This is a genomic window from Paenibacillus sp. O199 (genome assembly GCF_001636635.1).
GTDB classification, from domain to species: Bacteria; Bacillota; Bacilli; order Paenibacillales; family Paenibacillaceae; genus Paenibacillus; species Paenibacillus marchantiae.
In genome coordinates, this window is record NZ_LGRP01000004.1 from 156627 (window position 1) to 181210 (window position 24584).

Sequence of the window (24584 nt, forward strand, 5' to 3'; positions counted from 1 at the left end):
AGTACTTCAACAATGAGATCATCCTTGGAGTTGAAGTGATTATATAACGTCATGATGGCGATCCCGGCATCTGTGATGATTCGCTTCAAGCCGATAGAATGAAAGCCGTGCAGGTAGAATAATTCCTCAGCCACGTTCAACAGCATTTCCTTTTTGCTGCTCATAAGAAGTAATACGCTCCCTTCAGAATAAGATAGAACGATCATTATACTTCTAAAATATAGAAAATGGCTCACATTGTCAAATGCTGTGAACCATTTCGATTTCCATTTGGTGAAGAGCATCTATCCATTCTGTGGGACATCCAGAATCTGTGATCACCATGGATATTTGATTTATAGGTGCAATCTGGGCGAAGGTTGAACGTCCAAACTTGGTATGATCTGCTACCAAAATGGCTTCCTCCGCACGCTCCATCATTTTGCGGGAGATGAGTGCCTCTTCCAGCACATAATCTGTGATCCCATCCGTTAACGAAACGCCGCCTGCTGAGATGAATGCCTTGTTGACTTTGAATTGACTGAGCAATTCATGAGCAATGGGTCCAGTAGAGGCTTGTACGACCGGGGTGACTTCTCCTCCAGCGAAAATGATTTTGCCTGCAAACTCCTCTAGTGCACAGGTAAGAATGGGGACGGAGTTGGTTATGACGGTCACCTGAGACCGATGTCGCAGCTGTCGCATAATCTCCAGCGTTGTTGTACCATTGTCCAGCATTATGGTCTCTCCATCCTCAATCAGAGAGGCGGCTGCCACGCCAATGGCCTGCTTTTCGTTCAGTTGAAGCTGCGCACGCTTTTGAAAAGGGGCTTCGATCATGCCTGAGCGTACACGTACAGCGCCTCCGTATACTTTGCGCAATTCGCCTTCCTTTTCAAGTCGGTCCAGATCCCGCCGAATCGTCTCCGTAGACACCTGAAACAGATCCGCCAGAACCTGTACCTGAACCTTGCCCTGTGTAGCAAGCTGGTTAAGAATGGTGTGTCTGCGTTCTTCATACGTTAAAGACATGTTTGTGCCTCCTGAAGTTTCGATCTAAGTTCTATTTATTTTAGAGTTGTGAGATAGTGTGGATTGTTGTTGTTTTAATAGTTTAAGTTGGAGAGAAGACCTTGTCAATTTTGAAATGTAATGAGGAGTATAATGAGAAGTAAATTCTGTTCTTAATATGTATTGACAGCAATATGATGTGACGATAAGATCATATAAAACAACGTAAAACCACAACAAACAACATTGAAAACTTCAATCCATAGTACATGGATCATCAGGGAGGAAAAAAGGGTGAAACGTCAGCTTGCTTTTCAAGCAAATGGAGCATTCAAAATCGTGCAGTTTACAGATCTACACTGGAAAGATGGGCGACCTGAAGATCTTCGGACCAGGCAATTAATGAAAACGGTCATTGAAGCGGAACAGCCCGATCTGGTTGTCTTTACAGGCGATGTCATCTACACGGGACCAGTCGATCCTGGCAATAAGGAATGTGAACACCCGGAGCAGGCATTCCGTGATGCTGTGTCTGTAGTGGAAGAGCGGGGTATTCCGTGGGCTTTTGTATATGGCAACCATGATACAGAGAATCGGATTACCCCCGATGCATTAATGGATGTGATTCAGGAGCATGCGCATACCGTGACAGAACCTGGACCGCGTGAGATTGCGGGACTAGGCAATTACACATTGGAGATTGCCGGAGCGGATGGCCGTCCGGGGGCAGTGTTGTATTTACTCGATTCGGGGAACTATTCCCAGTTCGAGTCCATTCCCGGTTATGGCTGGATTCAGCCTAATCAGATCCAGTGGCTGATGTCTGAATCCACACGCGTTAATCCCGGCCGCAGCCGCGGGGAGAAGCTCCCAGCCTTGGCGTTTTTCCATATCCCGATTCCTGAATATCAGTCCATGTGGGACACACAGATCTGTTACGGCAGCAAATACGAACCTGTCTGCTCTGCCCAAGTGAACTCGGGTCTGTTCTCTGCACTGCTGGAGATGGGCGATGTGATGGGGACCTTTTGCGGACATGATCATGTGAATGATTTTCAGGGGACTTACCACGGCATTCGTCTCTGCTACGGGCGTTCGAGTGGACACAGTACATATGGAAGGGAAGGCATGCTGCGCGGAGGACGGGTCATTCAATTGCAGGCGGGACAACGCAGCTTTGATACCTGGATTCGTCTGGAAGACGGATCGGTCGTGAAGGAACAGCCAGAACATCAACCTGAGAGCACTTTGGCACATTAGAGAATATAGAAGAGTAAGGCATTAGAGAGGAACGTTTTGATTATGATTTTACCTATAGTTCTGGTGCTCGCTTCCGGGATGGCTCACGCTGTCTGGAGTATGTTCACCAAACGCAGTTTAAACAAAAGTGTGTTTTTATGGTCGATCATGATGATTCCAACCGTAATACTGCTGCCTGTGCTTATTGTGGAATTGGTACGGGAACCTTTATCCATGCCAGCCTATGCACTACTCGTGTTATCAATGGCGCTGCAAGCCTTGTATTCCTGGCTGCTATCGCAGACGTATGAATTGGGCGATTTGTCGCAGATTTATCCGATTATGCGGGGAACGAGCACCTTGTTGGTGCCATTGATCGGTGTTGCTTTTCTGGGGGAAACGTTGTCCATGTTCGGCTGGGTCGGTATTGCCTGCATGATTGTAGGATTTACGGTGCTGAGTGGTGTGGGAAGCAGAGTTGGCAAATCTGGCTCAAGTGTAACAGGATCAAAGCCGGTTCTGATGGCCTTATGTGTCGGGTTATGTACAACGAGTTATGTGTTCGTGGACAAATTAAATCTAGAGCATATTTCACCCCTGTCGTTACTGGAAGTGACGAACATTGGCTTTGTTGCCGGCTTGACTCCGGCGCTGCTCGCTTCCCGCCAACTGCGTCAGGAGTGGAAGAAGAACCGATCAACCATTATGCTGGGAGCGCTGCTGAATCCGGGCTCGTACTTGTTGTTTCTGTTTGCATTGCAGCAGGCGCCAATGGCTAGACTGGGCCCGCTTCGGGAAGTAGGAACGGTATTCGCGGCCTTCCTCGGTATTTTGTTATTGAAAGAACAGCAGGGGAAGAAGCGCATTCTCTGTTCCATCGTTATTTTTGGCGGCATATTGCTGATTGGCATGTGGGGTTAGTGGAATTCCAGTATTTGGAGATATGGTGTATACTCATGGTTAATGAACCGCTCTCATGAGGAGGATGAACCATTGAACGTGCACCGTTTGGAAGATATTCATTTTCGTGATCCCTACATATTGGCTATACCATCGCGCAAGAAATATTATTTATATGGCTCTATCGGGCAAAATGTGTGGAACGGCCCAGCCATCGGTTTTGATGTCTATGAGAGCGAAGACCTGATCCATTGGAGTGGTCCTTCCCCATGCTTCCGTGCACCTGCGGACTTCTGGTCCGATCACCACTATTGGGCCCCGGAAGTCTATGAATGGGAAGGTCGCTTTTATATGTTTGCCAGCTTCAAGGCGGAAGGTGTTTCGCGGGTAACAGGTGTGTTGGTGGCTGATCAGCCGGAAGGGCCTTTTGAATTGTGGTGTCGCTCCCTGACGCCACCAGATTGGGAATGCCTGGACGGTACATTGTATGTGGACGATCAGGGTGATCCGTGGATGATCTTTTGCAAGGAATGGGTACAGGTGGAGGATGGGGAGATGTACGCGGTACGTCTGAAACCGGATCTGAAAGGAACGATAGGCAAACCTGATCTGTTATTCAAAGCTTCCGAAGCGCCATGGTCTGTCGGAGGTGGAGAACAGCGAAACCGTTATGTCACGGACGGTCCGTTTCTGTATCGTATGCAAAATGATGAACTCGTCATGATGTGGTCCACATCCGGTCAAGACGGTTATACACTGGGGCTGGCCCGCTCGTTGTCCGGCAAACCGCAAGGTCCATGGAAGCAGGATGACAAGCCGTTGTTCGCCAATAATGGAGGACATGGGATGCTGTTTCGAACGTTCGAAGGACAACTGTGTCTCACCATTCATGCTCCGAACAATCATCCGAAGGAACGACCCGTTATTTTCCGCATGCAGGAGAAGCAAGGACAACTGACGCTTATGGATAATCCAACGTAAAATGTAGAAAATGCAGATCACGTATTCGGAAAAGCCACTGGCCTAATCGCTTCTTCAATCTTCTTCAATTGATCCCCTCAGGGTAAATGATCTTAAGGAACATCTGTTCAGATGAGCCTAGGATGACTGCCTGAGGGGATTTGTTTATTTTATCGCAGGTACTCAAACATGATATATTGGAAGGAGCAGCGTGTCGGTAATGTAAAAGCGAGCAATGATAGCTCTATAATGAAATGGACAGAGTGACGGGGAGAGACGTTATATGTTGCATAAGGAAAAGTTGATCCAGGCGATTACGGAGCATGACCAATTAATGCACGACCTGCGGCGGATTCGCAGTCTGGATCTGCCTCAGTGTTACATAGGTGCGGGGTATATTCGCAATTATATCTGGGATGTGCTTCATGGCTATCCTCTTCGCGAACTGCACAGCGATATTGATGTTATTTACTACGATACGGAAGATATGCGTGAGGAGCGGGACCTGTTGCTGGAACAAGGGCTTCGCGAGCAGACAGGCAATTCCATATGGTCGGTGAAAAATCAGGCGAGGATGCATCTGCGTAATGGAAACAAGCCCTATCAATCCACAGAAGATGCCCTTCGGTATTGGCCAGAAATCGTCACAGCCATAGGTGTGCGGTTAGATGAACAAGGTCAGGTGCGTATCTGTGCCCCGCATGGGCTGGAGGATCTGTATACGTTAATCGTACGCCAAAGTCCGTTTTTCTCGGATGCAGACTACTATAATCATCGTGTAGAGAAGAAATGCTGGCAACAACAGTGGCCCAAGCTCACGATCATAAAATCCTGAATCAAGGGCATATGACGGAAGTGAAGGCCCGAGAAGGAGTGTTACTGGATTTATGAAAAAGTTTATACGAGAAAAAGGCCTAATCCTTGATCTTTTTTTCATTGCATGTTTTGTGTTCTTCCTTGTTTTCTGGGGCTGGAACTTCGCAGTGAAGTTTTTTGGCATGATCACTATAGCTTTTATCGTGTTGAGGCGGATTGATTATCAAAAGCATATCCTGCTGAAACGCATTCTGCTTACTGGCTTCGGGATCGCTGCGGTTTCATTTGTAATTATCGAAGCACTTGTGTTTACTCAGCTTAACGCGAATGATCCGGAAGAAGCGGACTATGTCATTATTCTCGGCTCGGGCATCAAGGGAACTGAATTGTCATTGACCTTGAAACAAAGGCTGGATGCCAGTTTGGACTATATCCGCAGTCATCCTCAGACGCCAGTGATTGTATCCGGCGGGCAGGGGCCGGGAGAATCGATTCCGGAAGCACTCGCCATGAAAAACTACCTTGTTGATCAGGGGATCAGCCCCACACAAGTCATTATGGAAGATCGATCGACGAGCACCCAGGAGAATATGGCTTTTTCCAAAAAAATCATTGATGCATCTGGGCTGGAGCATCCCAAGATCATGATTGTCACAAGTGATTACCATATGTTCAGATCCAAGTATTTGGCCGCCAAGAACGGTTACGCTGCCGAATACGGCATTTCCGCTCCTTCACCGGGTTATCTGAAACCGATCAATATGATCCGGGAGTATTTTGCAGCGGTTAAAGCGTTTATCTAGATGTTGTTTGATTTTCTAATAGCAACACGAAAGGCAACCTATGCTCTCCTGAAAGAGTAAGGTTGCCTTTTTGTTAACGTTAAAGTGATTCAAGGATAACCCGCCAAATCATGATATAATATACGTCATTAATAGAAGAACGATGTAGGAGTGAATGATCATTACAGCATATATGTTACCTGCTCTCTATGAGCAAAAGAAAGTTTCAGCGCATGACATGGAAGAGATTGTGCGTTTGTTGGCACACGCACCATTACTATATGATGACGGGCTGTCAATTCAAGTTCAGGACTTCATGGAAGGGTTGGAAATCGAGCTTGAGCATGAGGTGCGGCGCGCAGTAATCGAGTTGTATGAATTGGCTGTGCAAGCTTGTCGTCCCTTCTCCGAGCTATCTGCTTATGAGCAGTTTCAGGATACACTTGGATTACAGGCCGAACTATGGCAGGTAGAAGTGCTGACGCTTGTCGAATGGATGGAATGGTTGAAGCAGATCGGTAAAGGACAAAGAAAACTGCCTGAATACAATTTTACAGCCATGCTGGGGAATTTGCCTGAAGGGTTCATGATTCATGATTTCCATGATGAGCTTATGTATCAGTTGGAGCAAAACTCAGCGAACGCATGGGCGATTGAAGAACGCAATCGTTTATACGCAGCCTTGGGCATAAATTAAAATCAAACAAAACCGTCGCAGACAGTGTTAGTCCATATATAGCGTAGTTGCTTTACCCAGTATGGGGAAATGAGGGGATACCGTGAAAAAGGTTGTGTTGGCGGGTGGAACAGGGTTTGTTGGTCAGGATTTTGCCCAAAGATTCAAGGAGCTTGGTTATGAGGTGCTCATCATCTCACGTCAGCCCGGTCATATTGCCTGGGAGAACCAGGCTGGAATCATAGAGGCACTTGAAGGTGCAGAATTGCTGATTAACCTGGCCGGAAAATCCGTAAACTGCCGTTACACGGACGAGAACCGCAAAGTCATTTTGGAATCCAGAACACGCACAACCCGCATTTTGGGCGAGTCTGTTCTGGCTTGTAGCAACCCTCCTGAATTATGGATTAATTCGAGCACGGCCACCATATACAGACATGCAGAAGATCGTCCCATGACGGAGAAAGAGGGCGAGATTGGCTCCGGATTCTCGGTGGATGTCGCCAAGGCGTGGGAAAAGGCTTTTTTTGAATTCAGTCTGCCGTCTACACGTCAGATTGCATTACGGATTGCCATTGTGCTGGGAGAAGGCGGCGTCATGGAGCCACTCACCAATCTGGTCCGCTTTGGGCTGGGTGGATCACAAGGACCTGGAACCCAGCAGTTTAGCTGGATTCATATAGAAGATTTGTTCCGCATGGTGATCTATGTTCAGCAGCATCCGCAATTGGAGGGTGTATTTAATGCATCCTCTCCCCATCCTGTCACGAACCGCCAGCTTATGGAGAGTCTGCGGCGGCAGATGGGAGTTCGTATTGGACTTCCTTCACCTCGCTGGATGCTGGAACTGGGGGCACGATTCATCCGGACCGAAACAGAGCTGGTTCTCAAAAGTCGCTGGGTTATTCCCGAGAGGCTGGAAAGAGAAGGATTTACATTCAAGTATGATACGCTCGATCTTGCACTGGCCGAGATTTTGAAGTAAGGAAATGAATCAACATGACTGAATAAAAAAATAACACAACGGGAGGGGCAGAGATATCTGCCCTTCTGCTGTATTTTCTGCACTTCGTCATGGCGTTTAGCCAGGCGGGGTGAAGTGTAATTTTCATTTAGATATGTTCGACTAAACATTTACACGATAACTGCGATAACAAGGTTGTTCTGTCATTGGAGTGTTAGTGTACATATTTATTAGTTGAACTTATATTCAGTCAGAAGAAGAGAAAGAGGTAGGTCATATGCAGCTTAGAAGAGTGAGAATTGTTGGAACAGGCAAGTATTTGCCTCAACAGGAAGTAACCGACGAGGAGTTGGATCGCCGTTTGCAGGTGCCTGCGGGCTGGGTCAGCAAAGCAACAGGTGTAGGTGTGCGTCATTACGCTTCTGGTGCAGAGACCTCTTCCTTCATGGGAGCGAGGGCTGCCGAAGCCGCACTTGTTGATGCGGGATTGACGTTCGCAGATATAGACTGTCTAGTGTGTACGAGCGGTACGAAGGAACAACCTTTACCCAGTACGGCGGTATTCATTCAGCAGGCGATGGGACAGCAGGATTCAGGTGTACCGGCTTTTGACATGGATGCGACCTGTTTAAGTTTCCTAAACGGGTTGGATGTTATCTCCTATATGGTGGATGCCGGGCGTTATAAAAGGGTGCTGCTTGTAGCTACGGAGATCGCTTCAAAGGGGTTAAATTGGTCGAACAAGGAGAGTGCTGCCCTGTTCGGTGATGGAGCTGCTGCTGTCATTATTGAACGCTCTGCTGAAGGAGAGTCTTCGCAGATTGTGCATGCCTCGCTGAAAACGTACAGCCGCGGCGCGCGGTTTTCGGAAATTGCCGGTGGGGGTACTCGTCTGCATGCCTCGAATTATGTGGCAGAGCAGCCGGACCCCTATCTTTTTCATATGGATGGACAGGCCATCTTCCGTATGGCTTCCAGGTTGCTGCCAGCATTTATTGACGATATGTTGCAAGCAACCGGTAATCAGATGAAGGATTTCCAATTGGTAATTCCGCATCAGGGAAGTGCCATGGCGATGAGGCTGATCCGCAAGAAGCTAGGAATCGAAGAGGACCGTTTTATGGACATTACACGAAATCACGGCAATACCATTGCCGCTTCCATTCCGATGGGGTTGCATGAAGCGATCAAGCAGCAGCGCATTCAGAGGGGAGATCGGGTGCTAATGATCGGAACAGCCGCCGGATTATCACTGGGAGGACTTATTTTTGACTACTAGATTCACGAAGAATGGACATCAAACATCAGAATCCTTAAATGTGCTGCTCACAGGCGGGCGGGCTCCGGTAACGCTCGATCTGGCGCGTATGCTTCATCGTGCGGGTCACCGGGTTTACGTCGCGGAGAGCGTGGTGCGTCATTTGTGCAGATTGACCAGTGCGGTGGAGCAGTGTTTCATGGTTCCATCTCCACGTCATGAAACAGAGGATTACTTGTTAGAGATGGAGAGTCTGGTTCAAACCTGGCAGATCGACTTGTTGATTCCAATGTGTGAAGAAGTTTTTTATATTGCCCAAGGGACAGATCGACTGCGTAATCACTGCCGTGTACTTGTTTCGCCTATAGAGCAGCTGCATGAATTGCATCATAAATATCGCTTTATTCAGCTTGCAGAGTCGTTTGGCCTTTCGGTGCCGGATACCCGTCTGATCAGCAGTCGGCAGGAATGGATGGAAGCGCAGGCTGATCTGGATATAGAAGGGGAATGGGTATGGAAGCCCGTATACTCCCGCTTTGCTGCCAGAGTTCGTATGCCGATATCCTCCACAGCAGACTTTGATAGAGCGGCACCTGATCAGAAGATATACGAAGGTAAAATGAAGCAGCACCGTTTACAGAATGATCCTCCTGGTGACACGGAAATATCTTCGGCTTCCCCTTGGGTTGCACAGGCTTATGTTGCCGGGCAAATGTTATGTACATACAGCGTAGCTTATGAAGGGAAAATCGTTGCATATACAACCTACGACAGTCGCTATCGAACGGGCAGCGTAGGGGCGAGTGTTTTTTTTGAACATGTGGAGCATGAAGGAATTTACGAGTGGGTAAGGCAATTTGTACAGGCGACAGGGTTTAGCGGGCAGATTGGGTTTGATTTTATCGAAACAGAGGACGGACAAGTGTATGCCATTGAGTGTAATCCGAGGGCGACCAGTGGCATCCATTTGTTTCACCCTGGTGATGGCTTGGTACGTGCTTTAATTGCACCTGAAGAGCTGGTGAAAGCAGCAAAGGTGATCATCCCCAAGCAAGGAAGCAAAGCGATGTTGATGCTTCCGATGTTGGGAAGTGGATTGCAGCAACTCTGGGGGAAAGGCAGCCTGCGGACATGGATGACAGCCTGGCGGGGAACGAGGGATGTGGTGTATCTGAGATACGATATGAAACCTTTGTTTGAGCAATTTGCAATTGTACTCTCCGCCTGGCGGCTTGCAAGGAAACATAAGTTCTCGCTGACTGAAGCTTTGACTCACGACATAGAATGGAACGGTGAACAACGATGAATAGAGCATTGGTTACAGGAGCAACCGGATGTCTGGGCAGGCATCTGGCGATACGGCTTGCAGAGCAAGGCTGGGAAGTTACGGGTATGGGACGCCAGCCAAAGCACGGTGCACAGCTTGAGGCAGCAGGCATTCGATTTTATAACGGAGATATACGGGATCAGGCGGCGGTGAATGAGGTCTGTTCGGGTCAGGATGTTGTGTTTCACTGTGCGGCGTTATCGTCGCCGTGGGGCAAATATCGGGATTTTTACAGCAGTAATGTGGAGGGGACACAGCATTTGGTGGACCGTTGTATGAAAGGTGGCGTACAGCGCTTCATTCATGTATCAACGCCGAGCTTATATTTTAACTACAGTCCGCGATATGCCATACATGAGAATGACCCTTTGCCATCCAAACCAGCTAATCATTACGCAGCCACCAAGCGGCTCGCTGAGCAAGTGGTTTTGCAGGCTCATGCTAATGGACTTCCATCGATCATGATTCGTCCGAGAGCTATTTTTGGTCCATATGACCAGACCCTTTTTCCCAGAATCGTTGCAGCAAATGCCAAATCGGGTGTACCTATGATCGGAGGCGGACAGGCACTCATTGACCTGACTTGTGTGGATAACGTGGTGGATGCGCTTTTGTTATGCAGGGATGCTAAGACAGAAGTGCTGGGTCGTGCCTACAATATTTCCAATGGAGATCCGAGACCGTTTCAGGATTTGGTGAGCACGTTGTTTGGAAAGCTGGAAATGTCTTTACACCGTCGAAATATTCCCTACCGAGCAGCATACGGAGCAGCCGCAGTGCTGGAACGTGTACACCGCTTGATTCCTGCGTTAGGTGAACCTCAATTGACGCGGTATACGGTTGGTTCGTTATCGATTCCACAGACGCTGGATATTTCGGATGCCCGTGAGAAGCTGGGGTATGTGCCTCGGTTGACCATTGATGAGGGGTTACAACAATTTGCAGACTGGTGGAGGGCTGAATCATGCTGACAACAACTTCGGTAAAGCTTCATCTTGGAGCAGCGGGTTATTGCACACATCCGGAGTTTCTGACGCTGCGTGGTGGAAGTTTGCGTCCGGTGGCCTTCCCGGCAGGCTTTGCGTGCATCATTCATCCTGTACATGGTCCGATTCTGCTGGACACGGGATATAGCTCCCGTTTTTTCAAGGAAACCGCCTGCTTGCCAAACGCGCTGTATCGTCATATTACACCTGTGGTCTATCGTGAAGAAGACAGTGCGGTACATTTTCTGGCTCGTTTAGGACTGGAAGCTTCGGATATTCGGTACATCATCCTCTCACACTTTCATGGGGATCATATCGCAGGTGTGCGAGATTTTCCACAGGCGCAATTGATCTATCTGCCAAGAGCCTATGACGCGGTGCGTTCACTTGGACCCATTGCGGCTGTAAAGGCAGGCTTTCTGTCCGGCCTGCTGCCAGAGGACTTTAATGCCCGATCAATACTTGTTACGAAGCAGCCGGAGAGATGGGTGAGAGCGGGTGAGGATTTTCCTTTTCCCGAGGTATACGATATTTTGGGTGATGGCAGTCTGCTGGGTGTTGACGTATCGGGTCATGCGGAAGGCATGATGGGGATTTTGCTCACTACGGAGTCACATGACTATTTTCTGTGTGCAGACGCAGTGTGGTCGAGTCGTGCTTTTCAGGAGCAACGCAGACCTCACGCCCTCGCTGGAATCATTATGTCGGATCGTCAGGCGTATCGAAGGAATTTTGACAGACTCGTTCAGTTGCATCAGCAGTTTCCAGCGCTTCGGATTGTGCCCAGTCATTGCCGTGAAGCGCTGAATGCTTGGGGTACAGAGGGTGAGCACATATGAGCAGTACACTGCGTATTGTCTACCATTATGCACTTGCACGGGGATTGAGAAAATGGAAAACACGAGCCCAGCTTGAACGCTGGCAGGAACGCCAGATCATTCGGCATGTTGAACGGGTTCGTGAAAAGTCGCCTTTTTACCGGGAGTGGTGGGGTAATGTGGATGCATCCAACTGGAGAAGCTTTCCTCTGATCGACAAAACAATCATGATGCAGCATTTCGATCGGCTCAACACGGTGGGCATTTCCAAGGGCGAAGCGATGGCTCTCGCCGGGGAAAGTGAGGAAACGCGTGATTTCAAGCCATCCGTTCAGGGCGTGACGGTAGGCTTGTCCTCAGGCACATCGGGCAACCGGGGGTTGTTTCTGGTGAGTGATCGTGAGCAGGATGCGTGGACAGGGACTGTGTTGGCCAAGCTCCTGCCTGGCGGACTGTGGAAGCCTGCCAAGATCGCCTTTTTCCTCCGGGCCAACAGTAATCTGTATGAATCGGTGCAGCGGGGTAAGCTGCAATTTCAATATTTTGATCTGCTGGAGCGTGTCGATACCTTGGTTGAACGTATGGAAACATACCGACCCACCGTATGGGTAGCGCCGCCCTCCATGCTGAGAATGTTGGCTGAGGCTTATACGTCAGGCACATTGACCACTGTACCGGACAAAATCATTTCGGTTGCTGAAGTGCTAGACCCCCTGGATCGCAAGGTGCTGGAGAGTGTTTTTGGGCAAACCATTCATCAGGTTTACCAGTGTACTGAAGGATTTCTGGGCGCAACCTGTGGCTTCGGTACGTTGCATTTGAATGAAGATATCGTTCATATTGAAAAAGAGTTCATTGATCCCACGACCCGGAGATTTGTGCCTGTGATCACGGACTTCTCCAGAACCTCACAGCCGATTATCCGGTATCGACTGAACGACATTTTGACCGAGGCAGCGGTTCCTTGTGCCTGTGGGTCTCCATTCACTGCCATTGAGCGGATCGAAGGGCGCTGTGATGACACGCTTTATTTTCCACATCGACAAACGGGCGAAGCCGTACCTGTGTTTCCGGATTTTGTTACGCGTTCGGTGATTGCAGCCTCTCCAGCTATTGAGCATTATCGGGTCGTGCAGCGAGGTAACGGAATGTTGGAAGTATCGCTTAGGCTTGGAGGAGGAGGAGAAGGGATGCAGCAGGTGGAATTTTGTGTGAAGCGGGAGCTGACGAAGCTGGGAGAGCGGCTGGAATGCATCGTACCTGATATCAGATTTGTCCCGTATACGTTTGAACCGGGAATAACGAAGCTGCGCCGAGTGGAGAGACAGTACACTTGAATGAAGCGTTTTGATGATAGTTTTAACGATAATAAATCTACTAAATCCACCGAAGGAAGAGGTGAAGCAGATGACAGAACAGAAGATACAGACAGAGGACGATCATATACAGGGCGCAACAGGTTTAACCGTGCGGAAATCGAAAGAGTTCAACCCAAACGCCCCTGTGGCGTTAATCACGGGTACATCGAGTGGGTTCGGTATGCTTACGGCGGTTACGCTGGCTAAACAAGGATATCGTGTTGTGGCAACGATGCGAGATTTGAGTCGGAATGCGGAATTGGCAAGGTTGGCGGAGCAGGCGGGTATTTCGGATCGGTTACAGGTTATTCGCCTGGATGTAACGGATGGTGATTCGGTACAGGAGGCTGTTCAGACGGTACTTCAAAACAATGGGCGGATCGATATGCTGGTGAACAATGCAGGATTTGCGCTTGGCGGATTTATTGAAGAAGTATCCATGGATAATTGGCGTCGGCAAATGGAAACGAATCTGTTTGGCTTGATTGCCGTTACACGTGCGGTCCTGCCTGTCATGCGTGAGCAAAAGCAGGGATTGATCATCAACTTGTCCAGCGTCAGCGGATTGTCTGGTTTTCCGGGTTATGCGCCGTATGCTGCATCCAAATTCGCCGTTGAAGGTTTCACGGAAAGTTTGCGTCATGAGATGTCTTCGTTCGGCATCCGGGTTGTGCTGGTAGAGCCGGGTGCTTATCGCACACCCATATGGAGTAAAGGCTTGGGCGAAATTCACAGGAGCGACCATTCTCCCTATAAAGATAAGCTGGACGCGGTTCTTCGTTATTCCCAGAATGCTGGAGAGACTGCACCTGATCCGCAGGAAGTGGCCGATCTGATTGCTCGCATTGCACGGATGCGTGCACCAAGACTTCGTTATGCGCTGGGCAAAGGCTCGCGTTTGCTTATCATCGGCAAGCTGCTGCTTCCCTGGAAATGGCTGGAGTGGATTATTGCGCGTGGATTGAAATAGAATCAGCTACGAAACTCAATCACGAAATAAAAAACACTGGAGGGCTTTCATATGAAAATCGCTTTTGTTTTGTTTGATGGTTTGACTTTCCTTGATTTTGCAGGATTCTATGATGTGATCAATCGGTTGAATTTCTTTGAACAAACCAAAGGCACGACGTGGGAAACATGTGCGATGACAGATCAGGTTACGGACGAATCGGGTTTAACGTTGAAGGTGGACCGGGTGAAGCCCAATTTGGCGGAATATGATCTCATTTTTGTTCCTGGTGGCATGGGAACCCGTAAGCTTCGATTCGATGAGGCTTTTGTGGGCTGGCTGAGACAAGCTGAGAATGTTCCACTGAAGGTATCCGTGTGCACAGGCTCTCTGCTGATGGGGGCGGCGGGGTTTTTAACGGGTAAAAAAGCAACAACGCATCCCAATGTCTATGAACTGCTTGAGCCATATGTTGCTGAGGTGATTCAAACCCGGATTGTGAAAGACGGAAATGTGATTACGGCCGGAGGGGTAGCGACGTCCATTGATCTTGGGGTCTATGTTGTAGGTTTGCTTGCAGGCCAGGAAGCCGCAGCGAATGTAAAGCTACAAATCGATTATCCTTATGACATGCAGGGAGTGGTTGAAGCATGAATGAAGGTCAGAAGGAGAACGTGTTCATCCTTCGCAATATACGCAGAGATGAGGCAGAGAAATATTGGCCTTTGCGGCTGGAAGCACTGAAAAATCATCCGGAAGCCTTCGGGGCTTCATTTGAAATGTCCATTCAGCTTCCCATGAGTGAAGTGCAGGAACGTATACATACCGAACCCGATAATTACATTCTGGGTGCATATACAGAAGAAGGCATCCTCACAGGGACAATGGGGTTCAAAAGAGAACAGGGACTAAAGCTGAGGCACAAAGGATACATCTGGGGAGTTTATGTCTCACCGTCTTATCGTGGATGTGGACTTGCTTCCCGATTGCTCCGCGAAGTGTTGGATCGGGGCAGGGAATTGGAAGGCATAGAGCAAATCAATCTCAGTGTGGTTACCACAAACGGGTCAGCAAGGCGATTGTATGAGCAGCATGGATTCGAAACCTATGGCATTGAGCGCAATGCACTGGTCGTTCAGGGAAAAGGTTACGATGAAGCGCATATGACGTACTTTTATGCTGAGCGTTTGAATGTGAGCGATGAGCATGTTGAAGAAGGTGGTGACTTATGACGGACACGGTTCAGCTTGAACTTGACGGCATTTCTTTTGAGTTAAAAGAACCTCATTCATTCGAGTGGATCGCGCGCCTGGGTACTGTATTCCGTGTGTTTGATCAGCAGGATTCCGGCAATTTGTCCTTTGGTATTCTGGGTCTAGACGGAAAGCGGATATTCGTGAAATATGCTGGAGCATGCACGATACATGCGAACAGTATAAGTGCACCTGCCGAAGCGATTCATTATTTGAAATCATCCGTTTCCATATACGAAGATTTGGCACATGACACATTGATTCATTTAAAAGACCATTTTGCAATAGAACATGGCTACGCCTGTGTATTCGATTGGGTGGAAGGAGAATGTCTGCATTCCCATTGGGATTTTCCACCACCAGCTAAATATGAGGACCCTCGTTCCCCCTATTATCGATTCAGACAGCTTCCGGTAAAGACGCGTATTCAGGCGATGGAGCGTATTTTGGATTTTCACATCGAAGTGCAACGGAGAGGGTATGTGGCTGTTGATTTTTACGATGGCAGTCTGATCTATGATTTTGACAAACAAACGATGAAAATATGTGATATTGATTTGTATCGAAAGGGCTCTTTCACGAATACGATGGGACGGATGTGGGGATCATCCCGGTTTATGTCTCCTGAGGAATTTGAATTGGGTGCACCAATGGATGGAATTACGAATGTGTTCAACTTAGGAGCGATGGCTTTTTCCCTGCTGGGTGGAGAGTTGGATCGTTCATATGCCAGATGGGATGCGGGAGAAGCGTTGTACCAGGTGGTTATTCGAGCAGTAGACCCTGAGCGGGCAAGTCGTTATGCATCGGTTGCTGAATTGGGTGAAGCATGGAAAAAAGCCGTGCTGCAGGATCAGTAAACGATATTGAATCACTGTCTAGATCTTAAAATTCTCTAATATATTACTCATACGCAATTGTGCACATTTGATTCGTATCTGCACGTGATATACCGTATAATGGAAATTAATGAGGGGGTATAGCCAATGTGCAAATATACGATATCAGGATTAATAACTGATTTTCTGAAGCAGCATGACGCTGGAAAAAGAAGTGTAGGCGAACCATTATTGCAGAGGTTCATTCCGTAATTATGAATCCCATTTCAAACCGTTCACCCATGGATATGATGAAAATTCAGGCAGATACATTGTATACGATGGACAATCAGAAGCGTCTGTTAAGTATTAACGAACCGGATGGTGGGCAGGCTCCAGCCTTATTTATTGGAATAACTTCTGTCGGGCAATATTCCTACTATCATGAGCAGTTGCCGTTCACTCTGATTGAAGAGCTAGGCTGTGATGCTGAGCTTCCGCTCGATATTGCGAAGCTGATTCGGAGAGTGGAGACGTTTAAGCCAGTGAAGAGTGCATGGATGGGCCCGGCTTATACATTTCCCGAGAAGTGCGGCGAATGGCATCCAAATGTTCAGCTTATAGAGAGTCATCGTACTTTTCTGCTGGAAAAGCATTTTTCTGATTTAATAGAGCGTCTGCATGAAAAAATGCCCGTTATTGCTTATGTTATGGAGGATTCGGCTGTCGCTGTATGTTGTTCGGCCCGTGTATCCCAACAGGGTGCTGAGGCTAGTCTGTATACGGCGCCTAATTTCAGAGGACAGGGTTATGCAGCGGAGGCGGTAAAGTGCTGGCAGTATCATATTAAAGAGAGCGGGCGCATTCCAATCTATAGTACATCATGGGATAATATAGCTTCGCAAACTGTTGCCCGGAAGCTGGGACTAATCCAGTTTGGTGTGGATTTCAGCATCACGACCTCGTCATAAAAGATGCAATCATTTGTGTTAAATGAAGGGCATCAATCCGCTGGGTTGAAACTCTGGATCAAAAGTTGTTGTTGCAGCAATGATTAGGACTTTTGTACAAAAGAACCTGCAATAAGTCATTGTAGCGCATATCCGTATCTATCGGGATGAGTATAATTATGATCATAGCTTTGTCGAGTTTATTGAGAGTGCCGTTCATAAGTTTGAGCAGGGACAGGAGTGATTCCATGATTCGCAAACGTATTGCAAGCGGCACGGTGATGCTGTGTGCAGCATGGATGTTGGTAGCATGCTCGAATCAGGTGGGAAGTCATGACGTGAGCTGGAAAATTGATAGCAATCTTCAGCAAATCGTGAACGAAACTGAGATTCTGACCAGCAGTAATCCAGGTGATTATATTGCTGCTAATACAGAGGCGTATGCTCAGATTCTCGATACGGGTGAAGAGGGACTGAACGTCCTGATTCAGCAGCTGGAGTCCAGTTCGAATGATGGCCTTAAGGAATGGCTTATGGCTCAGGCTAGTACTGAACTGCTCGGAGAGCGTAACCCCGTGGAACGCTGGCAAAGTGGCAAAGACTGGCTCAGACAGTATAAAATGAAGTTAGAATAATGGCTCTTCATTAGTGCATGACTTACAGCGAAGGTAGTGGAGGGAACGGAATCGATTCTGAAGAAGCGGTAGCGTTCGCCTTTGTCTCCAAATTTGGACATTTATAAAATATATCAAGAAAATTTGGAGACAACAGCGATCGAAAGAACGATCCGTAACCGCAACGATCACCGCAGGTCGTCAAACGTTAACGTCTGTGATGATCCGGAATAACATAACTCACCTCCCAGTCATCATGAGCAGGAATGAGAGGTTCCAGGAACCTGAAAGAATACGTTATAGAGGTGAAACCCTTGAAGAAGAAAATTGCATTTTTTGACTCGGGAATCGGTGGTTTAACCGTCTTGCATAAAGCATTGCATCAATTCCCTGAAGAAGCGTTTCTGTATTATGCCGATACATTGCATGTTCCTTATGGGACCAAGTCCGCCGATGAGGTTAGAGGACATATCTTCAATTGTGTGGAGGCTATTGTTCAGGAAAATGTGCAAGCGATTGTGATTGCCTGCAATACAGCGACCAGTCTGACCGTGAAGGATTTACGTGCCAAGTATGATATCCCCGTTATCGGGATGGAGCCTGCTGTGAAACCGGCAGTGGAAATGAATCGAAGAAGCGGCAAAAGAGTGCTTGTATTTGCTACAGCCCTAACCTTGAGTCAAACGAAATATCATGAATTGGTATCCCGAGTGGATGATCACCACAGTGTCGATTCCATTCCATTACCTGAACTTGTGGAGTGGTGTGAGCAGTTGGACTTTGATCCACAGAAGATTGCGGCGTATTTCCGCCTTAAACTGGCTGATCTTGATCTGAACTTATACGGTACAGTTGTACTTGGCTGCACGCATTACCCGTTTTACACATCGATTCTTCGTACGGTTCTACCAGATCATATTCAGATTATTGATGGCAGTACGGGAACGGTTAACCGCTTGAAGCAGCTTCTTGGGTTGGCAGACCAAAAGGGCGTGTGGACAGAGGAAAAGGTTACTTTTCTTAGTTCATCTGGCCGTTCGGAAGACCGGGAGAACATGCGAATTGCACTCAAATATCTGGAGAAGCATTGAATGTAATTTGAATCAACAGGAGTTGAAGGGCGATGCAGTCTATTTATCTCATTCGTCATGCCAAAGCTACAGGGCAAGAACCGGATGCCGAGCTTACGGATGAAGGACTTCGTCAGGCAGAAGAACTTGCTGAGATGTTGGCGGAGCACCCAATCCAATACATTGTGTCGAGTCCGTGGAAAAGGGCACTTCAAACCGCTGCCCCACTGGGCAAAACCGTCCTGCAACATATACATACGGATGAACGTCTTCAAGAAAGGGTGCTTAGTACCCTTCATCTGGATAACTGGATGGATGTGCTTGAACGTACATACACGGACGAAGACTGGACGGAAGAAGGTGGTGAATCTTCTCATTTCGCGACAGCCAGGGGCCTTGAGGTGCTGGACGAGTTGTGGAGCCGGCCTGAGCATAGCGGGGCTGTGATTACACACGGTAATCTGTTATCTCTGCTCATTCGCAGCCATGATGAATCCTTTGGATTCGAGGAGTGGAAAAATCTATCTAATCCTGATGTATATGTCCTGGAAAAACAGCAGGGAGATAAAGTCACACACAGCATTCGCCGTATATGGCGAAGTTAAACATAAAGAGAGTGCTCCAGCGATTTTTTGAGATCGGCTAGAACACTCTTTTCAGTTTACGATGTTGGTTTTACAAAGCGGCGACTAATAACATTACCCAACCGACCAAAAATGCTACTCCGCCAAGGGGTGTGATCGCCCCCAGTTTTCGAACGCCAGTTACGCTTAGGACATACAGACTGCCCGAGAACAAGAGGATGCCGGCGAATAGCAGCCATCCAGCCAGCAACACAAGAGAAGGCTGCTCCAGTCGATCAGCGAACAGTCCGAGAAGGATGATTCCGAGTCCGTGAACAAGGTGATACTGAACGCCAGTCTCGTATATTTTGATCATGTCAGCAGACAATCTGCGTTTGAGCGCATGTGCACCGAATGCTCCAAGGGCAACAGCAAGAAACATCATGATACTTCCAAGTACAATCAAGATCTGCATGTAGTCTTGTCTCCTTTTTAATGAGTATTAAGCAGAATGTTTCTGCTCATTATGATGCTTACAGCTTACGCAATTGGATGCGCTGAATCGAATGGTCCGCTTCCTTTTTCAGAATCAGTCTGGCTCGTCCTTTGGTTGGCAGGATGTTTTCGTGCAGATTTTTGGCATTGATATCTTTCCAGATCTGACTTGCCGTAAGAACAGCCTCATCTTCTTCCAGATTGGCAAAACGGCTGTGGAAGAAGGAATTCTCATTCTGAAAAGCTGTATTGCGTAGCAGCTTGAAACGCTCAATGTACCAGTGGCGGATATGCTCCTCTTCTGCATCGATATAGATGGAGAAGTCAAAAAAATCACTGACCAACAGTGGGGTTTCCTTTTTGACCTGGAGCACGTTAATTCCTTCAATAATGAGGATATCCGGCTGACATATGGCATTCTCTTCACCTGCAATGACGTCGTAGGCAAGATGGGAGTATACGGGTGCCATCACTTCGGGTTTGCCCGATTTGACATCACCCATGAACTGAATCAGTGACTTGATATCATAACTTTCCGGGAATCCCTTTCGGTTCATGATGCCTTTTTCTTGCAACACGGCATTGGGATACAGGAAACCATCCGTAGTGACCAGATCCACCTTTGGATTTCCTTTGCCTCTGGCCAGCATAGCCTGAAGCAGGCGGGCAGTTGTACTTTTGCCCACGGCAACACTGCCCCCAATACCGATAATGTAGGGAGCGTGATGTGCTTCTTTTTTTAAAAAAGATGCCGTTAAGCGATTCAGCTCTCGTGAAGCTCCTGCATATAAGTCAATAAAGTGGGTAAGAGGTAGATAAATATCCTCAACTTCTTGAATGGATACCTCTTCATTTAATCCCTTTAGCTGTTCCAATTCCGCTGTCGTTAGTGGAAGAGTGGTCTGATATTTCTTCAAGTCAGCCCATTCCTTGCGGTTAAACTCGGTGTAAGGAGAGTATAAATTCATGAGATCCCGCTTTCTGTATGTAATGTTATGTTGGTACAATCATTAGTGTACCAAATTTCAGGGAACTGACAACACCTTTACATTGATGGTCCCTTAGTATATTCCCTGAAAGTTGAATGAAAAGCAACTTATAGGAAATTGTAAACCAAATTATGTTAAAGTCAACGTATACCATGCGGGAGGGTGACAGCAAATGATCGTATATGAGAGAGAGCATGATTTTGTTTTGACCGCACAGCATGAGCATGGATTAGTAGCCGGAGAAATGGCTTCCCATTGGAAAACGGAATTATTAACTGATGAAGCGCATCGAGAAGATCTGATTTTTGCCGCAAAAGAGCATGATCGGGGATGGATTGAACTGGATTCTGCTCCATTCTGGAATGATTATAGTCAGATACCGTATTCGTTTCGTGATTTTCCGCTACGTCCACGATTTGTATTTTACCGTAAAGGTATTGAAGAGGTTCGGGAGAAAAACCTGTACGCCGGGTTGTTGTGCAGCATGATGTATACAGATTTGTTTCAAAACAACCTGGGTGCTAACGCCAATGATGATGAAGATATTAGGGAATATCTGAACGATGAACGGGAGCATCAGTTACGTTGGGAACAGCAGCTTGGTGGTGGTGAAGCGTTGAAGCTTAGGCTGAAACATGATTTAGAAATTATGCTATTTTGTGATCAGCTCAGCCTTTTTCTCTGTATGGAGGAACCCGGAACACCTGCTGCACGTTATGATTTTTTTGCTGATGGACTGGGCTCTACCTTCGATGCCTGTTCAAGGCAGCCCATTCAGGCCGAGTGGCTTTCCAATGAGAAAGTCGGATTGTCTTTTGTGCCGTTTGATGAGGACTTTACAGTCGTTATGCCTTACAAATCGGTACCGAAAGCAAGTATCCGCAAATTTGGTCTGCTGCAGGCTTATCGCCGTGCCGAGTGGAAAGAGCGCCGGGTATTAATTACAGGCATGAGCTGAGTATCGCCTATTCGATATTCGGTTCAAAAACAAAACATTGCATACATCATAAAGAGGCGGGCCTCCGAAATTTCCGGTGTCCGTCTTTCGTATGCGTTTATATCAAAATTGACTTTGCAGATAATCAGGAAAGTGAAGAGGGATCCTGAATAGAGATTGAAGCAGGAGAATCTATCTATGTACCAGAAGTGTTAGAGTACAACGAAGTATATAAGCTTAATTCTATGTGTGAATTGCTAGGGATTAGGTTTGTATAAGGCAACTGGGAGGATAAACATGGACACTAGAACTGAGATTTTAACGATGTGTATGGTATGGGACAAACGGAATGATCAGGTGCTATTAATGAATCGTCCGAACCAAAAAGGATTTCCGGGATACATTGCTCCTGGAGGGAAAGTTGATTTTCCAGAAAGTATTGTGGATGGTGCCGTGCGAGAAGTTAAAGAGGAAACAGGACTTGTTGTGAAAGAGATTACATACAAAGGTCTTGATGAATTTTGTGATCCGGAGCAAGGATTGCGTTATATGGTCTTCAACTACGTGGCTACTTCTTATGAGGGAGAGCTATTGAACGAGCCGCCGGAAGGCGAACTGTTGTGGGTGTCTCTAGGACAGGCGCTTGAGCTGCCCATGCAGGATTGGTTTGCAGAACGTTTCCCGCGATTTTTTCAAGCAGGTACGTTTGAGCGGAGTGTGATCTGGGAGAAATCAACCGGACGTACACTGAAAGAGACGTTTATGGTGTATAGCGATTCGGTTCTTGAATAGAGTGAAGTTAAATAATTCAAAACGCTCAGGAGGAGGAAGCATTTATGGGATACCAGCATGCACTGGAAGGATACATTGCAGCAACCAATACACATGAGTTTGATGAGGTAAGCAAATGGTTATCACCGGCTGCCGTATATTGGTTTACGGGAACGTCTTGTACTACCCTTAACGAAATTCGGGCTTATTTTGAAAACGCTTGGGAGACAGTCAAGGATGAGGTATATCGTGCAGAAGATGTCACGTGGATTACGACTGGGCAAGAACAGGCGATCTGTATTTATACGTATCACTGGAAAGGAATGTATCAAGGGGAGCCGGCTGCTGGAAAAGGTCGGGCTACCAATGTTTTTGTTGCAGGCATCAACGGAGAATGGAAATTAATCCACGAACATTTAAGTACGGGTGTATAACGTGAGGAATAGAACGTTGTTGTTATAACAGTCTACATGAATAAAGCTAATAATTAAGGCTTCTATTTGAAGCATGTCTCTTATTTTATCAGCCAATTCTATATATTTATATCCAGATATTATGATATAATGAAGTTTACTTTTTAAAAGGAGAGGACTTGCTATTATGGATATTACATTTCGTGAATCGCTGGAGGGAATAGGAATCGCCCAACTTAGCGGGGCTTTTTTCGAAGGTTGGCCAAACCCTCCATCTACGCCTACATTTCTGAAGTTGCTGGAACAATCCTATGCTGTCGAACTGGCTATTGATGAAGAAACCGGAAATGTGGTGGGCTTTATTCAAGCGATTTCAGATGGAGTTCTTAGCGCATATATTCCCTTACTGGAAGTGCTTCCGGAGTATCAAGGTAACGGGATCGGAACAGATCTCATCAAGCGTATGTTTAATCGTCTGGGTGATCTCTATATGATTGATCTTCTGTGCGATAACGAACTCCAGGAGTTCTATGAGAAACAGGGCATGCAAAAAACATCTGGCATGGTGATTCGTCATTATCAAAATCAGGCTGGAGCGGTAAATAGCTAATAGATTTGGTGAACTAGATGGTTAAAATAAAGTATAAAAATCGTTCCGGAGTAACCCGAAGTTATAAAAAGAGAAAAATATGAATTCAGACTAAAACATTTATATACGGAAGGTTGTTATATATTTGGTGACTAGCCATACATAGGCTTCTGCAAACGGGACGTAAATGAATATGTACGAGGAAAAGGTGGAGATTGGTGTGAAATTGTCGTTCCGGATTTTGGACTGGGAAGAAGAAAAACCTTATCAACTTTTATTGATGGCTGATCCGTCCAAAGCCATAGTTGACGAATATCTGAGTCGCGGTGTTTGTTTTATCGCTGAATATGAAGGAGAAATGGTAGGAGAGTTTGTTTTGCTTAAGACGCGTCCAGAGACGGTAGAGATTGTTAATATTGCCGTACAGGAAGAGTTACAGGGACAGGGCGTTGGCAAACACATGATCAAGGAAGCGATAGAGGCAGCACGCAGGCTCGGTGGTCGAACGGTAGAAATTGGGACAGGCAACTCAAGTTTTCATCAGTTGAAGCTATATCAACGCTGTGGTTTTCGCATTGTAGGGGTCGATCGGGATTTCTTTGTGAAGCATTATGAAGAAGAGATTATAGAAGATGGTATTCGCTGCGTCGATATGATTCGTTTGTCTCTGGATCTCGATACCGTGGCAGAGGAGAATAAGAAGTGAAGATATATCGTCTCAAACCAGAGGACCGACGTACCATCACCGCTTATGGCAGTGAGGGAGCAGAGATTACGCCGATACTCCGAAGCGCAACAGCCTGCCACGTAGCACAACTGAAACTGTCTGCAGGAGGAAGTGTAGGTTTGCATCCAGCAGTGGGTGAGCAGGTGTTTCTGGTGCTTGAAGGCGAAGGTTGGGTGGAAGGTGAGACAGGCGAACGGGTAGCGATACGATCAGGAGAAGCCGCGTATTGGACCAACGGGGAGAATCACCAATCTGGCTCGAACAAAGGGTTAACCGCATTGTTGATTGAGGGTGAAGAACTGATTGTTCGGTTATCGCTAGAGTCGGGAGATTCTTAAGATAGGGGCTGATGATTTGAGTGTTTGGGTCATT

At 47.1% G+C, this 24584-nt stretch carries 30 protein-coding genes; 26 read left to right on the forward strand and 4 right to left on the reverse strand.

Going from position 1 to position 24584, the window contains the following annotated elements; translation table 11 throughout:
- Together A6049_RS34485 and A6049_RS08040 are read right to left on the reverse strand one after the other, a co-directional pair.
- Positions 1–284 (reverse strand): TetR/AcrR family transcriptional regulator (locus A6049_RS34485; RefSeq protein WP_342671817.1); only part of this gene is annotated, 284 nt, incomplete at its 3' end.
- Positions 241–1011 (reverse strand): DeoR/GlpR family DNA-binding transcription regulator, encoded by a 771-nt coding sequence (locus A6049_RS08040; protein WP_063564152.1) that lies wholly within the window; start codon positions 1009–1011, stop codon positions 241–243. The genes A6049_RS34485 and A6049_RS08040, both read right to left, overlap by 44 nt.
- Before the next feature lie 273 nt (positions 1012–1284).
- Here A6049_RS08040 and A6049_RS08045 point away from each other — a divergent pair, with 273 nt between their 5' ends.
- The 20 genes from A6049_RS08045 to A6049_RS08140 all read left to right on the forward strand — a co-directional run bounded on the left by A6049_RS08045 (position 1285) and on the right by A6049_RS08140 (position 19333).
- Positions 1285–2250, forward strand: a complete 966-nt coding sequence (locus tag A6049_RS08045) for a metallophosphoesterase family protein (protein WP_063564153.1) — start codon at positions 1285–1287, stop codon at positions 2248–2250.
- 42 nt (positions 2251–2292) lie between these two features.
- Entirely contained in the window at positions 2293–3150 is an 858-nt protein-coding gene (locus A6049_RS08050; RefSeq protein ID WP_205524730.1) for a DMT family transporter, read from the forward strand.
- Positions 3151–3228: 78 nt separating this feature from the next.
- The gene (locus A6049_RS08055; protein ID WP_063564326.1) at positions 3229–4110 is read left to right on the forward strand and encodes a glycoside hydrolase family 43 protein; all 882 of its coding nucleotides are present in this window, start codon (positions 3229–3231) and stop codon (positions 4108–4110) included.
- Positions 4111–4372: 262 nt separating this feature from the next.
- On the forward strand, positions 4373–4924 hold the full coding sequence (locus A6049_RS08060; protein ID WP_342671814.1) for a nucleotidyltransferase family protein: 552 nt from the start codon (positions 4373–4375) through the stop codon (positions 4922–4924).
- Positions 4925–4976: 52 nt separating this feature from the next.
- Positions 4977–5708 carry a YdcF family protein gene (locus A6049_RS08065; protein WP_063564154.1) on the forward strand — a complete coding sequence of 244 codons (732 nt, stop codon included), beginning with the start codon at positions 4977–4979 and terminating at the stop codon, positions 5706–5708.
- Between the two features lie 154 nt (positions 5709–5862).
- Positions 5863–6384, forward strand: a complete 522-nt coding sequence (locus A6049_RS08070) for a hypothetical protein (protein ID WP_063564155.1) — start codon at positions 5863–5865, stop codon at positions 6382–6384.
- An 82-nt stretch (positions 6385–6466) separates the two neighbouring features.
- Positions 6467–7348, forward strand: a complete 882-nt coding sequence (locus A6049_RS08075) for a TIGR01777 family oxidoreductase (RefSeq protein WP_063564156.1) — start codon at positions 6467–6469, stop codon at positions 7346–7348.
- A gap of 256 nt (positions 7349–7604) precedes the next feature.
- Positions 7605–8606 (forward strand): beta-ketoacyl-ACP synthase III, encoded by a 1002-nt coding sequence (locus A6049_RS08080; RefSeq protein ID WP_063564157.1) that lies wholly within the window; start codon positions 7605–7607, stop codon positions 8604–8606.
- A complete protein-coding gene (locus A6049_RS08085) occupies positions 8596–9891 on the forward strand; it encodes an ATP-grasp domain-containing protein (RefSeq protein WP_095206016.1) in 1296 nt (431 codons plus the stop codon). Before A6049_RS08080 ends, A6049_RS08085 begins: the two co-directional genes overlap by 11 nt.
- Entirely contained in the window at positions 9888–10883 is a 996-nt protein-coding gene (locus A6049_RS08090) for an NAD-dependent epimerase/dehydratase family protein (protein WP_063564158.1), read from the forward strand. The genes A6049_RS08085 and A6049_RS08090 overlap by 4 nt, the downstream gene beginning before the upstream one ends.
- Positions 10877–11737, forward strand: a complete 861-nt coding sequence (locus A6049_RS08095; protein ID WP_063564159.1) for an MBL fold metallo-hydrolase — start codon at positions 10877–10879, stop codon at positions 11735–11737. Before A6049_RS08090 ends, A6049_RS08095 begins: the two co-directional genes overlap by 7 nt.
- Entirely contained in the window at positions 11734–13053 is a 1320-nt protein-coding gene (locus A6049_RS08100; protein WP_063564160.1) for a F390 synthetase-related protein, read from the forward strand. The genes A6049_RS08095 and A6049_RS08100 overlap by 4 nt, the downstream gene beginning before the upstream one ends.
- 70 nt (positions 13054–13123) lie before the next feature.
- Positions 13124–14044: an SDR family oxidoreductase gene (locus A6049_RS08105; RefSeq protein WP_095206017.1), complete on the forward strand. Its 921-nt coding sequence runs from the start codon at positions 13124–13126 to the stop codon at positions 14042–14044.
- A 51-nt stretch (positions 14045–14095) separates the two neighbouring features.
- A complete protein-coding gene (locus A6049_RS08110) occupies positions 14096–14677 on the forward strand; it encodes a DJ-1/PfpI family protein (protein ID WP_063564161.1) in 582 nt (193 codons plus the stop codon).
- Positions 14674–15255 (forward strand): GNAT family N-acetyltransferase, encoded by a 582-nt coding sequence (locus tag A6049_RS08115; protein WP_083584717.1) that lies wholly within the window; start codon positions 14674–14676, stop codon positions 15253–15255. The genes A6049_RS08110 and A6049_RS08115 overlap by 4 nt, the downstream gene beginning before the upstream one ends.
- The gene (locus tag A6049_RS08120; protein ID WP_063564162.1) at positions 15252–16136 is read left to right on the forward strand and encodes a serine/threonine-protein kinase; all 885 of its coding nucleotides are present in this window, start codon (positions 15252–15254) and stop codon (positions 16134–16136) included. The genes A6049_RS08115 and A6049_RS08120 overlap by 4 nt, the downstream gene beginning before the upstream one ends.
- A gap of 233 nt (positions 16137–16369) precedes the next feature.
- Positions 16370–17065, forward strand: a complete 696-nt coding sequence (locus A6049_RS08125) for a GNAT family N-acetyltransferase (protein WP_063564163.1) — start codon at positions 16370–16372, stop codon at positions 17063–17065.
- A gap of 227 nt (positions 17066–17292) precedes the next feature.
- Complete coding sequence (locus tag A6049_RS08130; RefSeq protein WP_063564164.1) at positions 17293–17679, forward strand: hypothetical protein; 387 nt, start codon at positions 17293–17295, stop codon at positions 17677–17679.
- Positions 17680–17924: 245 nt separating this feature from the next.
- The gene (gene murI, locus A6049_RS08135; RefSeq protein ID WP_090808593.1) at positions 17925–18749 is read left to right on the forward strand and encodes a glutamate racemase; all 825 of its coding nucleotides are present in this window, start codon (positions 17925–17927) and stop codon (positions 18747–18749) included.
- A 32-nt stretch (positions 18750–18781) separates the two neighbouring features.
- Entirely contained in the window at positions 18782–19333 is a 552-nt protein-coding gene (locus A6049_RS08140) for a histidine phosphatase family protein (RefSeq protein ID WP_063564166.1), read from the forward strand.
- A gap of 70 nt (positions 19334–19403) precedes the next feature.
- On the opposite strand, the gene A6049_RS08145 is transcribed toward A6049_RS08140, so the two are convergent.
- The gene (locus A6049_RS08145; RefSeq protein WP_063564167.1) at positions 19404–19766 is read right to left on the reverse strand and encodes a DUF423 domain-containing protein; all 363 of its coding nucleotides are present in this window, start codon (positions 19764–19766) and stop codon (positions 19404–19406) included.
- A gap of 58 nt (positions 19767–19824) precedes the next feature.
- Positions 19825–20754, reverse strand: coding sequence for a type I pantothenate kinase (gene coaA / locus A6049_RS08150; RefSeq protein WP_063564168.1), 930 nt, complete (start codon positions 20752–20754; stop codon positions 19825–19827).
- A gap of 193 nt (positions 20755–20947) precedes the next feature.
- Here coaA and A6049_RS08155 point away from each other — a divergent pair, with 193 nt between their 5' ends.
- The 6 genes from A6049_RS08155 (at position 20948) to A6049_RS08180 (ending at position 24550) form a co-directional block, all read left to right on the forward strand.
- A complete protein-coding gene (locus A6049_RS08155) occupies positions 20948–21733 on the forward strand; it encodes a DUF3891 family protein (RefSeq protein WP_063564169.1) in 786 nt (261 codons plus the stop codon).
- Positions 21734–22009: 276 nt separating this feature from the next.
- Positions 22010–22504, forward strand: coding sequence for an 8-oxo-dGTP diphosphatase (locus A6049_RS08160; protein WP_063564170.1), 495 nt, complete (start codon positions 22010–22012; stop codon positions 22502–22504).
- Between the two features lie 44 nt (positions 22505–22548).
- Positions 22549–22917, forward strand: a complete 369-nt coding sequence (locus A6049_RS08165; RefSeq protein ID WP_063564171.1) for a YybH family protein — start codon at positions 22549–22551, stop codon at positions 22915–22917.
- 166 nt (positions 22918–23083) lie between these two features.
- Complete coding sequence (locus A6049_RS08170; RefSeq protein WP_095206018.1) at positions 23084–23506, forward strand: GNAT family N-acetyltransferase; 423 nt, start codon at positions 23084–23086, stop codon at positions 23504–23506.
- Positions 23507–23672: 166 nt separating this feature from the next.
- Positions 23673–24191, forward strand: a complete 519-nt coding sequence (locus A6049_RS08175) for a GNAT family N-acetyltransferase (RefSeq protein ID WP_072734060.1) — start codon at positions 23673–23675, stop codon at positions 24189–24191.
- A complete protein-coding gene (locus A6049_RS08180; protein WP_063564173.1) occupies positions 24188–24550 on the forward strand; it encodes a cupin domain-containing protein in 363 nt (120 codons plus the stop codon). Before A6049_RS08175 ends, A6049_RS08180 begins: the two co-directional genes overlap by 4 nt.
- Positions 24551–24584 lie beyond the last annotated feature (34 nt).

Coding starts and splice junctions, on each gene's coding strand:
- A6049_RS08170 (WP_095206018.1), top strand. CDS start 23,084: ATGGATATTACATTTCGTGAATCGCTGGAGGGAATAGGAATCGCCCAA.
- A6049_RS08175 (WP_072734060.1), top strand. CDS start 23,673: ATGAATATGTACGAGGAAAAGGTGGAGATTGGTGTGAAATTGTCGTTC.
- A6049_RS08115 (WP_083584717.1), top strand. CDS start 14,674: ATGAATGAAGGTCAGAAGGAGAACGTGTTCATCCTTCGCAATATACGC.
- A6049_RS08120 (WP_063564162.1), top strand. CDS start 15,252: ATGACGGACACGGTTCAGCTTGAACTTGACGGCATTTCTTTTGAGTTA.
- A6049_RS08160 (WP_063564170.1), top strand. CDS start 22,010: ATGGACACTAGAACTGAGATTTTAACGATGTGTATGGTATGGGACAAA.
- coaA (WP_063564168.1), bottom strand. CDS start 20,754: ATGAATTTATACTCTCCTTACACCGAGTTTAACCGCAAGGAATGGGCT.
- A6049_RS08080 (WP_063564157.1), top strand. CDS start 7,605: ATGCAGCTTAGAAGAGTGAGAATTGTTGGAACAGGCAAGTATTTGCCT.
- A6049_RS08155 (WP_063564169.1), top strand. CDS start 20,948: ATGATCGTATATGAGAGAGAGCATGATTTTGTTTTGACCGCACAGCAT.
- A6049_RS08140 (WP_063564166.1), top strand. CDS start 18,782: ATGCAGTCTATTTATCTCATTCGTCATGCCAAAGCTACAGGGCAAGAA.
- A6049_RS08090 (WP_063564158.1), top strand. CDS start 9,888: ATGAATAGAGCATTGGTTACAGGAGCAACCGGATGTCTGGGCAGGCAT.
- A6049_RS08050 (WP_205524730.1), top strand. CDS start 2,293: ATGATTTTACCTATAGTTCTGGTGCTCGCTTCCGGGATGGCTCACGCT.
- A6049_RS08130 (WP_063564164.1), top strand. CDS start 17,293: ATGATTCGCAAACGTATTGCAAGCGGCACGGTGATGCTGTGTGCAGCA.
- A6049_RS08040 (WP_063564152.1), bottom strand. CDS start 1,011: ATGTCTTTAACGTATGAAGAACGCAGACACACCATTCTTAACCAGCTT.
- A6049_RS08145 (WP_063564167.1), bottom strand. CDS start 19,766: ATGCAGATCTTGATTGTACTTGGAAGTATCATGATGTTTCTTGCTGTT.
- A6049_RS08100 (WP_063564160.1), top strand. CDS start 11,734: ATGAGCAGTACACTGCGTATTGTCTACCATTATGCACTTGCACGGGGA.
- murI (WP_090808593.1), top strand. CDS start 17,925: ATGAGAGGTTCCAGGAACCTGAAAGAATACGTTATAGAGGTGAAACCC.
- A6049_RS08105 (WP_095206017.1), top strand. CDS start 13,124: ATGACAGAACAGAAGATACAGACAGAGGACGATCATATACAGGGCGCA.
- A6049_RS08095 (WP_063564159.1), top strand. CDS start 10,877: ATGCTGACAACAACTTCGGTAAAGCTTCATCTTGGAGCAGCGGGTTAT.
- A6049_RS08070 (WP_063564155.1), top strand. CDS start 5,863: ATGATCATTACAGCATATATGTTACCTGCTCTCTATGAGCAAAAGAAA.
- A6049_RS08165 (WP_063564171.1), top strand. CDS start 22,549: ATGGGATACCAGCATGCACTGGAAGGATACATTGCAGCAACCAATACA.
- A6049_RS08060 (WP_342671814.1), top strand. CDS start 4,373: ATGTTGCATAAGGAAAAGTTGATCCAGGCGATTACGGAGCATGACCAA.
- A6049_RS08125 (WP_063564163.1), top strand. CDS start 16,370: ATGAATCCCATTTCAAACCGTTCACCCATGGATATGATGAAAATTCAG.
- A6049_RS08065 (WP_063564154.1), top strand. CDS start 4,977: ATGAAAAAGTTTATACGAGAAAAAGGCCTAATCCTTGATCTTTTTTTC.
- A6049_RS08110 (WP_063564161.1), top strand. CDS start 14,096: ATGAAAATCGCTTTTGTTTTGTTTGATGGTTTGACTTTCCTTGATTTT.